The sequence below is a fragment of the Bacillus sp. LNXM65 genome (genome assembly GCF_002998575.1).
Classification (GTDB): domain Bacteria; phylum Bacillota; class Bacilli; order Bacillales; family Bacillaceae; genus Bacillus.
The window spans coordinates 22,998-39,562 of the sequence record NZ_PVRB01000004.1 but is presented as its reverse complement, the minus strand read 5'-3'; the positions used below and the strand labels follow the sequence as shown (position 1 = coordinate 39,562).

The 16,565-nt window shown below is 41.0% G+C and carries 22 protein-coding genes; 14 read left to right on the top strand and 8 right to left on the bottom strand.

Features of this window, described 5'->3' with window-relative positions; genetic code table 11:
* Positions 1-5 precede the first annotated feature (5 nt).
* The 3 genes from C6Y03_RS08575 (at position 6) to C6Y03_RS08565 (ending at position 2,031) form a co-directional block, all read left to right on the top strand.
* Positions 6-323 (top strand): YodL domain-containing protein, encoded by a 318-nt coding sequence (locus C6Y03_RS08575; protein ID WP_012010275.1) that lies wholly within the window; start codon positions 6-8, stop codon positions 321-323.
* 112 nt (positions 324-435) lie between these two features.
* Positions 436-1,131, top strand: a complete 696-nt coding sequence (gene deoD, locus C6Y03_RS08570; protein WP_012010274.1) for a purine-nucleoside phosphorylase — start codon at positions 436-438, stop codon at positions 1,129-1,131.
* Positions 1,132-1,200: 69 nt separating this feature from the next.
* A complete protein-coding gene (locus C6Y03_RS08565) occupies positions 1,201-2,031 on the top strand; it encodes a M15 family metallopeptidase (RefSeq protein WP_060596558.1) in 831 nt (276 codons plus the stop codon).
* A gap of 50 nt (positions 2,032-2,081) precedes the next feature.
* Here C6Y03_RS08565 and C6Y03_RS08560 read toward each other — a convergent pair whose 3' ends face one another.
* On the bottom strand, positions 2,082-2,333 hold the full coding sequence (locus tag C6Y03_RS08560; RefSeq protein WP_003216113.1) for a hypothetical protein: 252 nt from the start codon (positions 2,331-2,333) through the stop codon (positions 2,082-2,084).
* 92 nt (positions 2,334-2,425) lie between these two features.
* Positions 2,426-3,124, bottom strand: a complete 699-nt coding sequence (locus tag C6Y03_RS08555) for a class I SAM-dependent methyltransferase (protein ID WP_106039276.1) — start codon at positions 3,122-3,124, stop codon at positions 2,426-2,428.
* A gap of 151 nt (positions 3,125-3,275) precedes the next feature.
* Between C6Y03_RS08555 and C6Y03_RS08550 the strand changes: the two genes are divergently transcribed.
* A complete protein-coding gene (locus tag C6Y03_RS08550; RefSeq protein WP_034660946.1) occupies positions 3,276-4,661 on the top strand; it encodes a S41 family peptidase in 1,386 nt (461 codons plus the stop codon).
* A 41-nt stretch (positions 4,662-4,702) separates the two neighbouring features.
* Here C6Y03_RS08550 and C6Y03_RS08545 read toward each other — a convergent pair whose 3' ends face one another.
* The 3 genes from C6Y03_RS08545 to C6Y03_RS08535 form a co-directional block, all read right to left on the bottom strand.
* A complete protein-coding gene (locus C6Y03_RS08545) occupies positions 4,703-6,196 on the bottom strand; it encodes a sodium:solute symporter family protein (protein WP_034660944.1) in 1,494 nt (497 codons plus the stop codon).
* Positions 6,196-6,399 carry a DUF3311 domain-containing protein gene (locus C6Y03_RS08540; RefSeq protein WP_034660942.1) on the bottom strand — a complete coding sequence of 68 codons (204 nt, stop codon included), beginning with the start codon at positions 6,397-6,399 and terminating at the stop codon, positions 6,196-6,198. Before C6Y03_RS08540 ends, C6Y03_RS08545 begins: the two co-directional genes overlap by 1 nt.
* Positions 6,400-6,635: 236 nt before the next feature.
* Positions 6,636-7,253: a nitroreductase family protein gene (locus C6Y03_RS08535; RefSeq protein ID WP_034660941.1), complete on the bottom strand. Its 618-nt coding sequence runs from the start codon at positions 7,251-7,253 to the stop codon at positions 6,636-6,638.
* A 139-nt stretch (positions 7,254-7,392) separates the two neighbouring features.
* Between C6Y03_RS08535 and C6Y03_RS08530 the strand changes: the two genes are divergently transcribed.
* Positions 7,393-7,725, top strand: coding sequence for a winged helix-turn-helix transcriptional regulator (locus C6Y03_RS08530; RefSeq protein ID WP_034660940.1), 333 nt, complete (start codon positions 7,393-7,395; stop codon positions 7,723-7,725).
* A 75-nt stretch (positions 7,726-7,800) separates the two neighbouring features.
* The gene (locus C6Y03_RS08525) at positions 7,801-8,016 is read left to right on the top strand and encodes a hypothetical protein (protein WP_034660939.1); all 216 of its coding nucleotides are present in this window, start codon (positions 7,801-7,803) and stop codon (positions 8,014-8,016) included.
* Between the two features lie 40 nt (positions 8,017-8,056).
* On the opposite strand, the gene C6Y03_RS08520 is transcribed toward C6Y03_RS08525, so the two are convergent.
* Positions 8,057-8,530 carry an Hsp20/alpha crystallin family protein gene (locus C6Y03_RS08520; RefSeq protein WP_106039180.1) on the bottom strand — a complete coding sequence of 158 codons (474 nt, stop codon included), beginning with the start codon at positions 8,528-8,530 and terminating at the stop codon, positions 8,057-8,059.
* A gap of 95 nt (positions 8,531-8,625) precedes the next feature.
* Here C6Y03_RS08520 and rarD point away from each other — a divergent pair, with 95 nt between their 5' ends.
* The 4 genes from rarD (at position 8,626) to bshB2 (ending at position 10,922) form a co-directional block, all read left to right on the top strand.
* A complete protein-coding gene (gene rarD, locus C6Y03_RS08515; protein ID WP_106031086.1) occupies positions 8,626-9,531 on the top strand; it encodes an EamA family transporter RarD in 906 nt (301 codons plus the stop codon).
* Positions 9,532-9,609: 78 nt separating this feature from the next.
* On the top strand, positions 9,610-9,891 hold the full coding sequence (locus C6Y03_RS08510) for a hypothetical protein (RefSeq protein ID WP_034660935.1): 282 nt from the start codon (positions 9,610-9,612) through the stop codon (positions 9,889-9,891).
* Positions 9,888-10,238, top strand: coding sequence for a YojF family protein (locus C6Y03_RS08505; RefSeq protein WP_034660934.1), 351 nt, complete (start codon positions 9,888-9,890; stop codon positions 10,236-10,238). Before C6Y03_RS08510 ends, C6Y03_RS08505 begins: the two co-directional genes overlap by 4 nt.
* Positions 10,239-10,256: 18 nt before the next feature.
* A complete protein-coding gene (gene bshB2, locus C6Y03_RS08500; RefSeq protein ID WP_034660932.1) occupies positions 10,257-10,922 on the top strand; it encodes a bacillithiol biosynthesis deacetylase BshB2 in 666 nt (221 codons plus the stop codon).
* A 46-nt stretch (positions 10,923-10,968) separates the two neighbouring features.
* Here bshB2 and C6Y03_RS08495 read toward each other — a convergent pair whose 3' ends face one another.
* Positions 10,969-12,330, bottom strand: a complete 1,362-nt coding sequence (locus C6Y03_RS08495) for an MATE family efflux transporter (RefSeq protein WP_106039179.1) — start codon at positions 12,328-12,330, stop codon at positions 10,969-10,971.
* Positions 12,331-12,388: 58 nt separating this feature from the next.
* Positions 12,389-12,514: a hypothetical protein gene (locus tag C6Y03_RS19485; protein ID WP_262416988.1), complete on the bottom strand. Its 126-nt coding sequence runs from the start codon at positions 12,512-12,514 to the stop codon at positions 12,389-12,391.
* Positions 12,515-12,592: 78 nt separating this feature from the next.
* On the opposite strand from C6Y03_RS19485, the gene cdaS reads away from it, so the two are divergent.
* The 4 genes from cdaS to C6Y03_RS08475 all read left to right on the top strand — a co-directional run bounded on the left by cdaS (position 12,593) and on the right by C6Y03_RS08475 (position 16,554).
* A complete protein-coding gene (gene cdaS, locus C6Y03_RS08490) occupies positions 12,593-13,219 on the top strand; it encodes a sporulation-specific diadenylate cyclase CdaS (protein ID WP_034660930.1) in 627 nt (208 codons plus the stop codon).
* Between the two features lie 404 nt (positions 13,220-13,623).
* Positions 13,624-14,931 carry a C40 family peptidase gene (locus C6Y03_RS08485; RefSeq protein WP_142393302.1) on the top strand — a complete coding sequence of 436 codons (1,308 nt, stop codon included), beginning with the start codon at positions 13,624-13,626 and terminating at the stop codon, positions 14,929-14,931.
* Between the two features lie 76 nt (positions 14,932-15,007).
* The gene (locus tag C6Y03_RS08480; RefSeq protein ID WP_106039177.1) at positions 15,008-15,586 is read left to right on the top strand and encodes a superoxide dismutase family protein; all 579 of its coding nucleotides are present in this window, start codon (positions 15,008-15,010) and stop codon (positions 15,584-15,586) included.
* Positions 15,587-15,675: 89 nt separating this feature from the next.
* On the top strand, positions 15,676-16,554 hold the full coding sequence (locus C6Y03_RS08475) for an AAA family ATPase (RefSeq protein WP_106039176.1): 879 nt from the start codon (positions 15,676-15,678) through the stop codon (positions 16,552-16,554).
* The last annotated feature ends 11 nt before the right edge of the window (positions 16,555-16,565 follow it).

Sequence of the window (16,565 nt, the reverse complement as noted above, 5' to 3'; positions counted from 1 at the left end):
TTTGAATGCAATTGACGTTGAGATTTTTTCAAAAGAAACCTTCAGCATTTCACTTAACCATTTATCAGACACCTGAATATGGCGCTGCAAGCGGGCATCAGCCTGTGTATCGGACAAAGATTGGCGGCAGAACACACCTGGATGTTCTGGAAAAAGCATTCTCGACATTTAATGTACATGATACAGTCCCTAGTGATTACAATGCACGGTTTATGACAACAGGTGATATTGTTGTGATTGATGATAAGAAGAAAGGAAAGTGCTATTATCAGCTTTTTCCGGCAGGATGGAAACGCAGTGAACGACTGATGACGATGAGTTAAATAGATGATTGACGATGCCAGCTTGAGCTTCAGCTGGTATTTTCTTTTTTAGGCTCAATCGTTTATACTAAATAGGATAAATCACATAGTAAACGTAAGTGGAGGCTAAAAAATGAGTGTACATATTGGAGCAGAAAAAGGACAAATTGCAGAAACGGTATTGCTGCCAGGCGACCCGCTTCGTGCGAAATATATTGCAGATACATATTTAGAAGATGTCGAATGCTATAACGAAGTGCGCGGAATGTATGGTTATACTGGAACCTACAAAGGAAAGCGCGTTTCTGTACAAGGTACCGGAATGGGCGTACCTTCTATTTCGATTTATGTGAATGAACTCATTCAAAGCTATGATGTTCAAAACTTAATCCGCGTCGGATCTTGCGGGGCTATCAAAAGGGATGTCAACGTGCGTGATGTCATTTTAGCTCAAACATCTTCAACAGACTCACAAATGAATCGTGTGGCGTTTGGACCGATTGATTACGCACCTTGCGCTGATTTTGGACTGCTTAAGAAAGCCTACGATACAGCAGAAGCAAAAAATGTCGCTGTACGTGTCGGTAATGTATTTACAGCAGACCAATTTTACAATGAAAAACCACTTGAACTCATGGCTCAATACGGTATCCTAGCGATTGAAATGGAGACAACAGCTCTTTATTCGCTTGCAGCAAAATTTGATCGAAAAGCGTTATCCATTCTGACAGTGAGTGATCATGTTCTCACAGGAGAAGAAACAACGGCTGAAGAGCGTCAAACGACATTTGACGAAATGATCTTAATTGCACTAGACTCTGTTTTATAATAGTATAAAGGGTGTGCTACGATGTAGCGCATCTTTATTTTTTTTAGAAGAGCAAAAGGAAGGTATGTCATGAAGAAAAGCTATAAAATACTCTCAATCGCATCGATTCTTGGTTTGACAGCCGCACTATCGGGCTGCCAGTTGCTGGATCAAAAAAGCGGTACATCTGAATCGAACAAAACAAACGAACAAAAGAGCGCAGCAAATTCATCTACCCAGCAAAACTCAAACAATACAGCAGATTCATCGGATCAAGAGCTGACATTAAAGAGTGAATATTTCAATGACATCAAGGTGGTAAGTGGGCTGAAAACCATTCAAAATCCTGCAAACGTGCTAGCTCTTGTCAACAAAGAATACGCATTACCAGGAACCTATAAACCTTCTGATCTCGTTGTACCAAAAGTAGAATTCTCTTTTTCAGAGGATATTGAAAAACGATATATTCGTAAAGAAGCAGCGGAAGCACTTGAGAAGTTATTCAAAGATGCGAAAAAGAAAAACTTCGAGCTGGCTGCAGTATCTGGCTATCGCTCCTATGACCGTCAAAAAGTCATTTTTGATAGTGAAGTCAAATTAAAAGGCAAAGACAAAGCGCAGGAAGCAGTAGCTTTACCAGGCGAAAGTGAACATCAAACAGGTCTTGCCATGGACATTTCCTCAAAAAGTGCCGGCTTTGACATCTCTGAAAAGTTTGGTGAAACACCTGATGGCAAATGGGTGGCTAAAAACGCCTATAAATATGGTTTTATCATTCGTTATCCAAAAGGAAAAGAAGATATTACAAAATATGAATATGAACCGTGGCATCTGCGCTATGTTGGAAAAGAAGCAGCAAAAGCGATGCATGATCACGATTTAACATTTGAAGAGTACATGAACAAAGTGAAGAAAATCTAATCAAATAAAAAGGCCTCCCAGCTATTCGGGGGGCCTTCTTTATTCTTCTTTTAAAAAAAGAACAATCCTGCTAATGCGAAACCTGTAATGAAACCAAGCCCGATGCCATAAGCGGCACCCCAGCCGTAATACCCTCCGTAATAACCAAAGCCAAAGCCGCCGCGAGAACCGCCGACTGGACGAATATACACTTTACGGTTTGTCACCCGCTCAATGCGTCCGACATGTACTCTGCCATTACGATCTGTGATTCTAGCGACTTTTCCCATGTGCTGCTGACAAAGCTTTTGATAGCGCTCCATATTTTTCCTCCTTATGACAAACTCTGTTCACTCTTATCCTATGCGAGAGACCTCATAGAGTTTGGACAAAACATATAGGAGATTCGCTCATTTTATACGGTACATTCAAATAGAATGTGGCTTAGCTGCTTCCGGTGCGCTTGAATCAGATCGTAGTGTGTTTGCAGCGTTTCGTAAAGAGAAGGCGGGATGTGTTCAGATAATTCCATTTCTGTCGGCTCCTCCTGTACCATGTGTTCATCAAATGAGAGAATGCGAAAGTCATGGAATCCTGCTGCTTTTAGCTGCTCCTTCCATTCTTCAAGTGAAAAGAGTGAGTGGAACCCGTAAAAATCTCGTACGGTGGCGAGCTCCTCTGGTGTAAGGGGTGCTTTTAACACAGCTTCATTTGCGATCATTTGACTTCCAGGGGCAAGCACTCGTTTGATCTCAGCAAGTGCAGCAGGAAGGTTTGTGAAGCTTAAAACAGATTCACTGATGAGAAGAGTGAACGCTTCATCTGGAAATGGCAGCTGTTCAATCGATGCTTGCAATGCGCGGATCGGCAGTTCTTCTCGCTCAAATCGCAGGTTGGCCTTTTCAATCATCAAAGGGTGTGTATCAATCGCCTCTACCTGATAACCGATATTTCCTAAATATGCCGCCGTTTGTCCTGTCCCGCATCCCGCATCCAGTATATGTGCATCCGGCGTCAATTTTATATGCTGAAGCATCGTTTTTGTTAACTCAATTCCGCCAGGATGGGCACTGGATACGCCAAAATAGGCAAGCATTTCTACATAATCACTCATAAAATCCCTTCTTTCCTTATCAAGATCCTCTTTAAAGATTATGCAATGCAAGGTCAAATGGCTTATCTTTTCAAAGAGAACTTCGATCCTTTGGTTGACGGATGAAGCATCGTCCTTGATAATAATGAAAGGAGATAAAGGTGGTGTTTTTTTGAAAAAACAATTTAAGTTCGTGATCGCCATTCTGGTGACAGCGGCCCTGTCCTCTGCGATTACATTTGTGATCACAAAACAAGGGGCTGTCAGTGTCTCAGGAGACGAGAAGTTTAGTAAACTCATGGCGGCGTATACGAAGGTAAAAGATGAGTATTACGAAAAAACGGATGATCAAAAACTAGTAGATGGTGCGATTCAAGGAATGATTGCATCACTTGATGATCCATACTCTACATATATGGATCAGGAGGAAGCCGAAGGATTTAACAACACCATTTCATCATCATTTGAAGGAATTGGTGCACAAGTAGAAGAGAAGGATGGGCAAATTTTAATTGTCGCACCGATTAAAGGCTCTCCTGCTGAAAAAGCCGGGTTGAAACCTCATGATCGTATTTTAAAGGTGGATGGGAAAAGCACAAAAGGCATGTCGGTCAATAAAGCAGTTTCTCTTATTAGAGGGAAAAAAGGAACGGATGTCAAGCTGCACCTTAACCGCCAAGGAGTGGGCAATGTTGATGTGACGATCACAAGAGACACCATTCCGCTTGAAACGGTGTATGCAAAACTCACAAAAGACAAAATAGGAGAAATCCAAATTACGTCCTTTGCTGAAACAACATCGAAAGAGCTAGATAAAGCCATTGATGACCTCGAGAAAAAAGGGGCAAAAGGCTTTGTCATCGACCTGAGAGATAATCCAGGCGGCATTATGACAGAAGCGATTGAAATGAGTAATGACTTTATCGATAAAGGGAAAGTCATCATGCAAGTTGAAGAAAAAGGGAAGAAAGAAGAGTACAAGGCTGAAAAAGAACGTAAAGTTCATCAGCCGGCAGTTGTTCTTGTAAATGGCGGCTCAGCCAGCGCTGCTGAAATCATGGCGGCGGCTCTGCACCAATCTTCAGGTATCAAAATTATTGGTGAAAAGACATTTGGTAAAGGAACTGTTCAAAATGCACAAAGCTATAATGATGGTTCTAGCGTCAAGTTAACCATTGCCAAGTGGCTGACGCCGGATGGTTCTTGGATTCACAAAAAAGGAATTGAACCACAGGTCAAAGCATCGCTCCCAAGTTATGCAAAGCTGCCATACTTAAGTCCGAAAAAATCGTATCAGCTGAATGACAATGGAGATGAAGTCAAAGCGGCTCAAAAAATGTTCCAAGCGCTTGGCTACAAAGCAAAAGCAAATGGTGAGTACGATCAAGCTTTCCAGTCTATCGTCAAACGCTTCCAAACAGACAACGATCTGAAAACAGACGGTATTCTGACAGGAGATACAACGACAGTACTGATGACAAAGATCCAAGATAAGTTAAAGAACAATGATACACAAATGAAAAAAGCCATTGAAGTTTTGAAAAAAGAAATGAAATAAAGAAAGAGCAGTCCTCATAAGGGGGACTGCTCTTTTTATGTTTACGCGTTGTTTACAGTCGCTTCTGTTTTTTCGTTATCTTTTTCAAAAAGATCATTTATGACAGAATTGTCTGTGACATGCTTTTGGAAGAATGGATTCAAGATCAAGATGACCACAACGTTTGCTAGTAAACCGAGAAAACCTTCATAAAGACCGAACGTGACTTGTGAGATATTGGCTGTAAAGGTGACGATGATGCCAACAACTAACCCCGCAATCGTTGCTTCTCTCGATTGTTTTTTCCAGAACAAGCTGATCGCAATGGCTGGGAAAATTTGAACCATTCCTGAAACGCCAATGAGCTGAAGCGTTACAAGTGCTGTTGGGAAGAGCATCCCGAATAAAAGGGCCAGTCCGATGACGATAAACACCATTGAACGTGTAATGATGGTCAATCTTTTTGGTGATACATTCGGATGAATTAAGTCACGGTATAAATTATTGGCAAATAAATTCGATGCGCCAATGGCCATGATCGAGCATGGAATGAGGGAAGCCAGTGCAATTGTTGAATAAGCGAGGCCCTGCATCACACCACCATATGACGTTTGAATTAAATGAAGAAGAGCAAATCTTGGATTTGTATCTTCAGGTAAGACTAAAAAGGCAATAAATCCAAGGAAGATGACCAAAATCAATACGATGTTATAAAGAGGCAAAAACATACTGTTTTTACGGATGGCATCTGCACTTTTGGCTGTAAAAACCCCAGTTGCCGCATGTGCCCACATAAACAAAGCAAGGGCAGAAACGCCTGAAGCGGTAATGAACCATAAAATGCCTTTAGGACCGCCGTCAGGAATTGTCAGAAGCTGTGGCGCTTCCTTAGCTAACGTATTCATCATCGGGGTCCAGCCGTTAAAATGAATGATTGGCAGTGAAACCACCATAAACAGCATGATGACCCAAACGAGAATATCCTTAATAATGGCTGTATATGTAGGACCTTTAATACCACTGAAAAATGTATAAAGTGCGACTAAAATAAATGAAATAATAACAACTGCATTCACATTAATATAACTAGTACCAGCGACAGTTAACGTATCTTGAATCCCGCTCAGCTGAAGACAAATATAAGGAATCAGCATAAGTACTCCAATAATCGCAATCAAACTGGATAACAGCTTGCTGTCAAACCGCTCACGTGCATAATCAGCGAGCGTTGTGAGGTTATGATTTTTCGCAACCGTCCATAGCTTTGGTAAGAAGAAATAAGCAATAAAATACGCTAGAACTGAATAGGGGATAGCGAAAAAAGCGACACTTCCAGCTGTATAGGCTGTACTAGTGAGCCCTAAAAAGGTATAAGCGGTATATAAATCTGCGCCTACGAGGAACCAGACGAGCAGACCGCCAAATTTTCTCCCGCCGACAGACCATTCCTCTACTGACTGTCTCGATGATTTATCCCGGCCAGCGGCAAATCCGATGACCACGACGATGAAAATAATACTTGCAGTAATCAATAAAGCTGTTAAATTTCCTTGCATTAGTCAGTTCCTCCATTTGAATGTTGCATCCGGTAAATGATGAATGTGCAGATTGGTGTGAGAACAATCCATAGTAAGAGCCAGAAGTGGAAAAAAGGAAGCCCTATCACAAATGGATGAATACGATTTGCAAAGGGCAGCAGTGCGAGCTGTCCGATGAATGGAATCGCTATAAGTAGTGCCAGTATCAATTTTTTATTCATGATTCCCTCCTGAATTTTTTGTAATTTCATAATAATAGCAGTTGTCAGATTAGATCACAAGACCATTTTCAGAAAAAACAATCATTTTGGCGAATATCATACTAATATAACGCTTTCATTCTTAAAAAGGAGAAAGGGTGAAGGTGAAAAGGGGTAAAGTGAAAAGAAAGTATGTAGGAATAATATTTAAACCAAATAAAAAAAGCCTCAGCATGAAAGCTGAGGCCTTGCCAATTTTAAAGGAAATCAGATACTTGTTCGATGTCGAAACGATTGCTTTTATGAGCTTCTTTCGCTGCTTTACCAACTGAAATCAACATGACTGGCTCATAACGGCCGCTTACATTGAATTCTTTGATGAAGGCGTCTTTACTGAAACCACCCATTGCGCATGTATCATAGCCCATTGCTTTTGCAGCAATCATTAATTGCATAGCAGCTAATGAAGCATTTGAATACGCAGCTTCACGTGCATACTGCTCGCTTTGGTATGCGCCATTGATTTGAGTCATCAATGTTTCTTTGATGTCTTCAGTAATGAAGCCTTGTTCTGCCAGCTCACTGTAGATTTTTTCACCATTTTGATTGGCTTCAAGATCACCTAGTACAGCAATAACAGCTGATGCTTGTGAGATTTGCTTTTGGTTGTAAGCGATTGGAAGTAACTTCGCTTTAGATTCAGCACTATGGAAAACAGTGAAATGCCAATGCTGAAGGTTCCACGCAGATGGTGCTTTAGTTGTGATATCAAGAAGCTCTGTTAACTCTTCTTTTGTCATTTCATGAGTTGTATCATACTCTTTTACTGAAGCTCTTTGTTTTAAAATGTCAATTGTTTTTTGATCAGTCGCCATATGGATATTTCCTCCCGTTTTTGCAAATAGTATGGTACAATAACTAAAAAAGTGAGAAACTTACTTATTGTAACTAGAGTTATTTTAAATTGTATACCGTTAGTTTGTCAAACAATCATGAAAAGAAAGGCTGAAATTTATGGAATTTCAATTATGTCCACACATTCAGCAAGCTTTTTTACTGCTAGGCAAAAGGTGGAATGGTCTCATTATTCATGTATTGCTTGATGGTCCAAAGCGCTTTAAAGACATGACGGACATTATCCCATCTATCAGTCAAAAAATGCTCGCAGAGCGTTTAAAAGAACTTGAGCAAGAAAGGATTATAGAGCGAACTGTTCTGCCTGAGACGCCTGTTAAAGTCATTTATTGTTTAACTGAAAAAGGAAATGCGCTAAATAATGTGTTTCATGAGGTATCTAGGTGGGCAGGGGAGTATACAGAATCTCATGAAAAAAAGGAGCAAGCCTAGTTTCAGGTTTGCCCAAACGTTTTGACTCCTGATGAATATGCTGATGTTAGGCACATGACAAAGGAGGAGAAATGCATGTACCCTCATACTCCGTATTTCCGAGGCGGCGCCCCTGGCATTCCGCCATATGAATCCAGAGTCCCTTTGTTTTTTGGTTTTGGCGCTCCTTTAGTCGGCGGACTGCTTGGCGGATTTTTAGGAAGTGCGATTTTTAATTATCCCCGTCCATATTACCCGCCACCACCGCCTGCTCCACCACCTTATGGCGGCGGATATCCACCATACTATTAAGAAAAAAGAGTAAGCCTGCTTCTATATGAAAGCAGGCTTTTTATAATGGAATATCGATTTCAGAGATCCCCGGATCATCATGCTTTAAAAACATAATCTCCAAAATACCGTCCTGATACGAAGCCTTCGTTCCTTTTCTTTTTACAGCAGCAGGAAGGACAACTTTCTTCTGCGTGCCTTCCTCAGGAAAATGATCAATAAACAGCAGGTTGGCTGTATGTTTGATTTTTACTTTTTCTGTGTTCGGCCGAGCAAGCTCAATTTTAACGAACACGTGATCAGTGGTTTCGAACACTTCCACTTCGGGTTCTTTTTCTCCTTTGACGTCTGTTTCTCTCGTTTTTTGATGTTGAGAGAGTGGATCCTGAAAAGGGAACTGAGCAGGATAATTGGAGCCGAATACACTTTCCATCACTTGATTGACATACTGCTCAACGTCTTTAGGGTCTGAATTCTTTAAGGCTTCTTTTGAAAATTGCTTTTGAAAAGGGAATAATCGGTTCCAGTCAAACATGCAAATCATCCTTTCTAAATGCCCTGAATTAGTATATGCCCATTCACCTGAGTGCGTGCTATAATATACGATAGGTTTAGAAAGGAATGGTTAGATTGAACGATCAGCAACAATCAAAAGGTGTTCTCTATACGGCAGCATCTTTTACATTATGGGGACTATTCCCTTTATATTGGAAACTGATGGAGCATATTTCGTCAGGCGAAATTTTAGCGCACAGAATTTTATGGTCATTTGTTTTTATGTGCGGTATTCTACTGTATTTAAAACAAGTCCGGCCGGCGATGCAGACAGTGAAGGGTCTCATGCTGGATGGTAAAGCACTTTTTTCACTACTTTTATCTGCTATTTTAATTTCGGTTAACTGGTATGTGTACATTTGGGCAGTCAATCACCATCTCATGCTAGAAGCTAGTTTAGGGTATTATATTAATCCGCTTGTCTCTGTTTTACTAGGCATCATTTTCTTGAAAGAGCGGCTCAATAAATTACAAACCATTGCGATACTAATTGCCGCCACTGGGGTGATTCTTTCCACGATTCAGTACGGTTCATTTCCTGTCGTTGCGATATTACTTGCCTTTAGCTTCGGTTTTTATGGATTGATTAAAAAAAGAATGAGCTTCACGAGTGCAATTGGATTGACAATTGAAACGCTGCTTTTAGCCCCGGCGGCCCTTGTGTACATATTGTTCTTCTTAAAAGAACCTGTGGTGACAATGAATCCTAACAGCTTCGGATCGCTTGGTCTCTTATTCTTTGCAGGGGTTTTTACAGCGGTGCCACTTCTTTTATTCTCTGAAGGCGCAAAAAGAATTCCTCTTTATCAAGTGGGCATTTTACAATACATTGCACCGACGATTACGCTGTTTTTGGGGTTATTTGTGTATCACGAGCATTTATCTTCAGCTAAAATCGTGACGTTTCTTTGTATCTGGGTGGCGATTTTATTATTTACTACCTCTCAATTACGCATGAAAAAAACAGCGAATTCTCATTAAGTGGAACAAGCAGTTTGCTTTTTTTTGAATGCGGATCATGTCATAATAAGTTGTTACCAAAACTGTAGAGGTGATTACATGTCATCTGCCAATGAGCTTGCAGCCGCTTATCAATCTTTATGGAAAAATCGTCAGCTTGATGTCGATGATATGTCTTCTTTACTCGAGGCGATATGTGATGATTTAAGCGATGCGCGCACTCATCCGCGGGCGAGAAAATCATTCCATCAAAAATATGTGCTCGCTGTAGAGAGAATATTAGAAAGTGAGCTTGAGCATGATCATCAGCTGCAGCTGATCAGCTTACATACAAAAAAGCTGCGAGAATTAATTCAAAATGAAGGAAGGAACCACTCATGAAACCAATTCAAACGGAAGATGTCACAACACATCTTGAATCGTTTTTAAATCGTCCAGTTTTCGTTCATCTTGAAACGACAACTGGTTCTTATTCAGCTCATGTAAATGAACAAAATATGACGGTTGTGGCATATATCCGAAATGCGAAAGTCGTCTATTCACAGGCGAAAATAAAAGGACAAGGTCCGTACCGTGTTGGAATGAAAACAGAAGATGGCTGGATTTACGCAGAAGGATTAACGGATTATGTGTTTGATGACCATGGCCGCCTGCTGTTAGCAGGGCACTTGCCAGACGGAAAACTAGCGATCTCATTACAAATTAGTGAAACACCATTTCAGGTGTAGAAGAAAGGGTGACGAGTCATGAACGAACATGTACTAGTGATGCTGCCTCACCCAGATGATGAATCCTTTGGGGTTGCAGGTCTCATTGCACAAAGCAGAAAACGCGGAATCCCAGTCACGTATGCATGCGGGACACTTGGGGAAATGGGCAGAAATATGGGCAGCCCAACATATGCCAACCGTGAAACACTTCCTGAATTAAGAAAACAGGAATTAATCAATGCCTGCAAAGAAATGGATATCACAGACTTACGTATGCTTGGACTTCGTGATAAAACATTGGAATTTGAAGACGACGAGTATTTAGCTGATGTGATGGAAAACATCATTGATGAAGTCAAACCTACACTGATTGTCACGTTTTATCCAGGACACGGTGTACACCCTGATCATGATGCGACAGGCGAAGCGGTTATTCGTGCTCTTTACCGTAAGAAAAAAGAAGACCGTCCTGTCACATACTGCATGGCCATTACGAGAAATAGAGAAGAAGTGCTGGGAAATGCAGATATTATGATCGACATTACAGATGTAGCAGATATCAAATTAAATGCACTGAGAGCGCATAGAACGCAAACAGAAGGCATGCTGAGAGAGCTTGAACAGAAGCTGAAAAACAAAGAACCTGTCGTCCAAAAATGGTTCGATGAAGAAATTTTCTGGACGTACCAATGGAATGACTAAATAAAAAAGCAGCTGACATCGATCAGCTGCTTTTTTTGTGTCGTCTTTAGTGATTGGGCGCTTGCTGAAGCAAGCGTTTTTCAATCAATCTGAGGCGGATAAAGAGGACGACGGCACCAGCGGCAAGTCCTGCAATGAGACCAATCCAATAGCCAAATGCCCCAAATGAGGTATAGGTGCCAATCAAATAGCCGGAAGGAAGACCGATCACCCAGTAAGAAACAAATGCGGCAATGAGCGTATAGTTCACATCTTTATAGCCGCGCAGAGCCCCTTGAATGGGTGCAGCAATTGCATCTGACAGCTGGAAAAAGATCGCATAAATCAAAAAGTGCTGTGTCAACTGTAAAACAGCCGATTCAGCTGTGTATAAACCAGCAATCTCTGGTCTAAATAACAAAATGAGTGCCGCCGTACACAATGAGAATAATACCGCCGTTCCAATTCCGATATAGCTGTAGTTTTGCGCGTCTTTATACCGCTTGGCACCGGATTCAAACCCAACGACAATTGTTAAAGCCATTGAGATACTGAGCGGTAAAATATATAAGATAGAAGCAAAGTTCATCGCAGCCTGGTGACTTGCAATCGTCACAGTATCAAAGTGACCCATTAACAGCGTGACAGCTGCAAAGATACTCGTTTCAAAAAAGATCGCAAACCCAATAGGAAGACCGATTTTCAGTATTTGCCCCATACGGGAGATATTGATTCGAGGCAGTTTTTGAAACAAACGAAATGAGGCAAATGGTTCTGCTTTCATGACAATACAAATACTCATGATGAAAATGGCCCAATACGTCATCGCAGATGCAAGGCCAGCTCCCGCACCGCCAAGCTTTGGAAAGCCAAAATTCCCAAAAATAAATACATAGTTTAAAGCAAAGTTAATAGGAAGTGCTGTTAACGTGATGAACATCGTCACACGTGTTTTCCCTAATGCATCAATAAATGACCTGAGTACCGAATAACCAAACAGCGGGATGATACCAAAAGCAAGAAAACTGAGAAAATGCCGCGCAATATCCTCTACGGATTGCTCAAGTCCAAGTCCACCTAATACGTAAGGGATGCTGATTGTACCAATCGCAATCACACCGATACTTAAAAGAAAGGATAAATAAATCGCCTGAAAGACAGCCTTGGGAACATCTTTTTTATGCCCAGCGCCCATCAGCTGAGCGACAATCGGCGTAACGGCCATTAATATACCAGCAAGTCCTGTATAAACGGGTGTCCAAATACTAGAACCGATCGCAACACCCGCAAGGTCTTCTGCACTCACTTTTCCAGACATTACGGTATCTAAAAACGTAATCAGCGAAAGACCCGCTTGAGTGATTAAAATCGGAATCAAAATGGTTAAAAATAGTGTCACCTTAGCTCGAATGCTATTTGTTTCTCTCATCATAAGTTCCTCTCTGAACAGAAATAACGAGAGGATTATATCATGCTATGTAAAAAAATCAATTCCCCGTCGGATTATTTTTCTTAGATGGCTTCGTTTTTTTAAACATTTGGGCATAAATAAAGGAAAGACTGACAACACCTAAAATGCTGCAAGCATATTGAATCACTTTCTGAATGGTCATATTAAGTCACCTCCATATCAATAGAATGCGCATAATTTGTTATTTTATGACAACAAAAAGGAGGAGGGAAAAGGTCAAATGATCAATCGTACGAATGAAGAAGCGCTATTTAAAGTGGACATGAGAACACACTTGATGAAAATCATGAAGGATGCAAGTGACATTATTGATTCCCTTGATGAGATCGAGCAATGTCTACTTTGTGATCTCGAGTCATTACATGATGAGTTTAATGAAATGCACGCAGAGGCTTCCTCGTTTTATTTGCAATCGTATATGGAAGAATTCACACCTGGATTTGCTCAATTTTCGTTAGCCATTGAGAACTTATCAAAACAAAAACACGGGGCACTTATTGTGATTCAAAGGCGTGATGAGGTTGAGGATTTTATTCAAAAAGGGACAAATCTTCATGCGAAAATTAGTGCTTCATTAATAGAAAGCATTTTCTACCCAGGAAATCCACTTCATGATGGTGCTCTTTTAGTCAAAGAGAATACACTCGTATCTGCTGCAAATGTGCTCCCGCTTACTTCAAAAAAAGTTAGTCCTTCTCTCGGGACAAGACACAGGGCTGCGATCGGACTCTCCGGTATGACCGATGCACTTGTTCTCGTCGTATCAGAAGAAACGGGGAAAATGTCGTTTGCGAAAGAAGGAGTCCTTTATCCGCTCACTGTAAAAGAACCTGAAATAAGGAAATAAAAATGAATCGCTGCATTCTTCATTCGGAAGGATGCTTTTTTTCATTTGAGGAGAAAAAACAGCCAATTGAGTAAAAAGTCATTTGATACAGAAAAATTTGTCATGTAGAATAGAACTATGAAACTAGCACCGTGCTTGTTTTGACAAATTTCTAAACGTCAACTTAAAAATTCCTTAAAAAATGTTTATAAATACAGCAAACTGCCGATAGAAACGATATGGCTTTGTTTTAGCATTTTGAGTTGGCTGCTTTAGCCTATTTGTTATTGCCCAACGTCTACATGTCGAGTAATATAATAGAAATAAAGATAAAATAGTGCAAGAGAAGCAGAACCATTAAATGCTAAACTCAAAACTAGTACATAAGTCTTATTGAATGAAATATGAAAGGCGGAGATTCATCTATGAAGAAAAAAGTAGTAACCGGCCTCACAGTTTCAGCGATCGCTGGCTCAGCTGTGTTTGCTGCACCGGCAGAAGCACAGACGATCAAAGTGAAAAGCGGTGACTCACTTTGGAAGATTGCCGAACAGTACAATACAAGTATTTCGGAACTTCAATCTCTTAATCAACTAAAAACGACGATGATTTTTGCAGGACAAAGCTTGAAAATTCCTGGCGCAAAAAGCAAAAAATCCAGCTCGTCAACTGGATCAAAAGCAACGAAATCAAATGCTTCAACGACATCAAGCTACACTGTAAAGCTTGGAGATTCTTTATGGCTCATTGCAAAAAATCATAAAATGTCAGTCGCAAGCTTAAAAAGTCTAAACAGCTTAAACAGTGACTTAATTCGTCCTGGACAAAAGCTAAAGGTATCTGGAAGTACGAAGACAAGCGGGGGCCAGTCATCAAACTCCTCTTCAAATTCCAGCTCAAACAATAAGACAACGAACTCAAATAGTTCATCCTCATCAAGTACATACAAGGTTAAATTAGGGGATTCTCTCTGGAAAATTGCGAATTCGCTCAATATGTCGATTGGTGAAATCAAAACATTGAATGGGATAAAATCTGATATGATTTATCCGAATCAAGTATTGAAAGTAAAAGGGACGGCTGCATCAAAACCAAGTCAGCCGAAAGCACCTGCTAAACCAAGCAACCCGCCTTCAAGCGGGAAAGCGACAACTTATACTGTAAAATCAGGCGATTCCTTATGGAAAATTGCGAATCAATTTAAAGTGCAGGTTCAATCCATCCGCACAGCAAACAGCTTAAAAAGCGATGTGCTTAGAATTGGACAAGTTCTAAAAATTAATGGTGCAGCTTCAGGCTCAACTGGGTCGAATGGTTCTACGTCTAACGGTTCGACAACTCCGGTCAATAATAACAAAAATGATGTGCCGATGAATGCAAAAATCACGACGATGATCCAAGAAGGGAAAAAGCTGACAGGCATTCCTTACAGATGGGGCGGCAATACACCATCTGGTTTTGACTGCAGCGGCTTTGTTTATTACCTCATTAATAAAGTTTCGTCTGTATCCAGATTAAGCACAGCAGGCTACTGGAGTATGATGAAACCTGTGAGCACACCTCAGGTTGGCGATTTTGTTTATTTCACAACATACAAAGCGGGTCCATCTCATATGGGACTATACCTTGGCGGAGGAGATTTCCTTCATGCAAGTGACAGCGGAGTTGGGATCTCGAACTTAAGCAACCCATATTGGAAAAAAGCCTATTTAGGTGCAAAACGTTTCTTCTAAAAAAAGCCGATTTTCGGCTTTTTTTGTTTGCCTATTGTTCAGATTGTCCATACTGATATCAAAAGGGGGCAGTCATATGAAAAAGTCAGTGTGGGTGATCATGATGTGTCTGGTCTTTGTCGCAACAGCATGTCATGCACCGCCGAAAAAAGAAACGACAGAAGAAATCAGCGAGGTTGCAGCACCTAAACAAGCACCAGTTACCACGACACTCATCAATGAAAACGGGCAAAAAATAGGCAGCATCGAAGTAAGAGATTCCTCGGAAAATGGGCTGGATTTACATGTGAAAGCGAAAGATCTGCCGCCTGGTCCTCATGGCTTCCATATTCACGAAACAGGAATATGTGAAGCGCCAGATTTTGAAACGGCAGGGGCTCACTTTAATCCGACACACCGGGAGCATGGATTTGATAACCCAAAAGGCCACCACGCTGGAGATATGCCTAATTTAGAAGTTGGGGCAGATGGACAAATTGATGTTGTCGTGAATGTACCAGATGTGACGTTAAAGGGAGGTCCAAACCAATTAATCGATCAATATGGACGGAGCTTTATCATTCATGCAGAAGCAGATGATTACTTAAGCAACCCTTCTGGAAACTCAGGGAAACGCATCGCTTGCGGAGCGATTACAAAAGAAATGGTAAAATAACAGATGTCTAGCCTTTATGTATTGAGTGCATAAAGGTTTTTTTAGTATACTTGGTGAGGAAAATGATCGAAGAGAGGAATTAATCATATATGTTTAACGAACAATCACTCCCAGAAGAAATTCAAGCAATGATTGAAGCAAAAGCAAAAGGACTAGAAGAAGAATTCCGTCCGCTTATTGGAACAGGCGGCTATGAATCACAGGATACGTCTATCATACAAGATGCTATGATTGCACTAGCACTCGGCAAAAACGTTCTTTTAAAAGGGCCGACTGGCTCAGGTAAAACAAAACTAGCAGAAACTTTATCTGCTTTCTTTCAGCAGCCGATGCATAGTGTGAACTGCTCGGTTGATCTTGATGCAGAAAGTTTGATTGGCTATAAAACCATTCACAATGATGGTCAAGTTGCTTCTATTGAATTTATTGAAGGACCCGTAACGAAAGCGATGAAAAAAGGCCATCTCTTATATATTGATGAAATCAACATGGCGAAGCCGGAAACACTGCCTATTTTAAACGGTGTACTCGACTACAGAAAAATGATGACAAACCCATTTACAGGCGAGGTCGTTCGAGCAGATGAAGGCTTTGGCGTGATTGCGGCAATCAATGAAGGCTATGTCGGCACAGTGCCTCTAAATGAAGCGTTAAAAAACCGTTTTGTTGTGATTGACGTTCCATATATTGGCGGCGGTATCCTAAAGGATGTACTGCAATCCCAATCTGTATTAAAGGATGAACGGTTAATCGATCAATTCGTGCAGCTCTCATCAGACCTCATTACACAGGCGCACAACGGGCAGGTAAGTGAAGAAGCGGCATCCATCCGTGCACTCCTAGACACATGTGATCTTGCGCAATTTATCCCGCCGCTTCGTGCAGTTGAACGAGGGATTGTTGAAAAGCTAGAAGATGACCGAGAAAAAGCAGCGGTAAGAAATATTGCCCAAACATTATTCGAGTGAGGTTCTGACTT

Excerpts from the sequence above, each read along its gene's own strand:
- C6Y03_RS08575 (WP_012010275.1), top strand. The coding sequence starts at position 6 with ATGCAATTGACGTTGAGATTTTTTCAAAAGAAACCTTCAGCATTTCAC.
- deoD (WP_012010274.1), top strand. The coding sequence starts at position 436 with ATGAGTGTACATATTGGAGCAGAAAAAGGACAAATTGCAGAAACGGTA.
- C6Y03_RS08565 (WP_060596558.1), top strand. The coding sequence starts at position 1,201 with ATGAAGAAAAGCTATAAAATACTCTCAATCGCATCGATTCTTGGTTTG.
- C6Y03_RS08560 (WP_003216113.1), bottom strand. The coding sequence starts at position 2,333 with ATGGAGCGCTATCAAAAGCTTTGTCAGCAGCACATGGGAAAAGTCGCT.
- C6Y03_RS08555 (WP_106039276.1), bottom strand. The coding sequence starts at position 3,124 with ATGAGTGATTATGTAGAAATGCTTGCCTATTTTGGCGTATCCAGTGCC.
- C6Y03_RS08545 (WP_034660944.1), bottom strand. The coding sequence starts at position 6,196 with ATGCAAGGAAATTTAACAGCTTTATTGATTACTGCAAGTATTATTTTC.
- C6Y03_RS08540 (WP_034660942.1), bottom strand. The coding sequence starts at position 6,399 with ATGAATAAAAAATTGATACTGGCACTACTTATAGCGATTCCATTCATC.
- C6Y03_RS08535 (WP_034660941.1), bottom strand. The coding sequence starts at position 7,253 with ATGGCGACTGATCAAAAAACAATTGACATTTTAAAACAAAGAGCTTCA.
- C6Y03_RS08530 (WP_034660940.1), top strand. The coding sequence starts at position 7,393 with ATGGAATTTCAATTATGTCCACACATTCAGCAAGCTTTTTTACTGCTA.
- C6Y03_RS08525 (WP_034660939.1), top strand. The coding sequence starts at position 7,801 with ATGTACCCTCATACTCCGTATTTCCGAGGCGGCGCCCCTGGCATTCCG.
- C6Y03_RS08520 (WP_106039180.1), bottom strand. The coding sequence starts at position 8,530 with ATGTTTGACTGGAACCGATTATTCCCTTTTCAAAAGCAATTTTCAAAA.
- C6Y03_RS08510 (WP_034660935.1), top strand. The coding sequence starts at position 9,610 with ATGTCATCTGCCAATGAGCTTGCAGCCGCTTATCAATCTTTATGGAAA.
- C6Y03_RS08505 (WP_034660934.1), top strand. The coding sequence starts at position 9,888 with ATGAAACCAATTCAAACGGAAGATGTCACAACACATCTTGAATCGTTT.
- bshB2 (WP_034660932.1), top strand. The coding sequence starts at position 10,257 with ATGAACGAACATGTACTAGTGATGCTGCCTCACCCAGATGATGAATCC.
- C6Y03_RS08495 (WP_106039179.1), bottom strand. The coding sequence starts at position 12,330 with ATGAGAGAAACAAATAGCATTCGAGCTAAGGTGACACTATTTTTAACC.
- C6Y03_RS19485 (WP_262416988.1), bottom strand. The coding sequence starts at position 12,514 with ATGACCATTCAGAAAGTGATTCAATATGCTTGCAGCATTTTAGGTGTT.
- cdaS (WP_034660930.1), top strand. The coding sequence starts at position 12,593 with ATGATCAATCGTACGAATGAAGAAGCGCTATTTAAAGTGGACATGAGA.
- C6Y03_RS08485 (WP_142393302.1), top strand. The coding sequence starts at position 13,624 with ATGAAGAAAAAAGTAGTAACCGGCCTCACAGTTTCAGCGATCGCTGGC.
- C6Y03_RS08480 (WP_106039177.1), top strand. The coding sequence starts at position 15,008 with ATGAAAAAGTCAGTGTGGGTGATCATGATGTGTCTGGTCTTTGTCGCA.
- C6Y03_RS08475 (WP_106039176.1), top strand. The coding sequence starts at position 15,676 with ATGTTTAACGAACAATCACTCCCAGAAGAAATTCAAGCAATGATTGAA.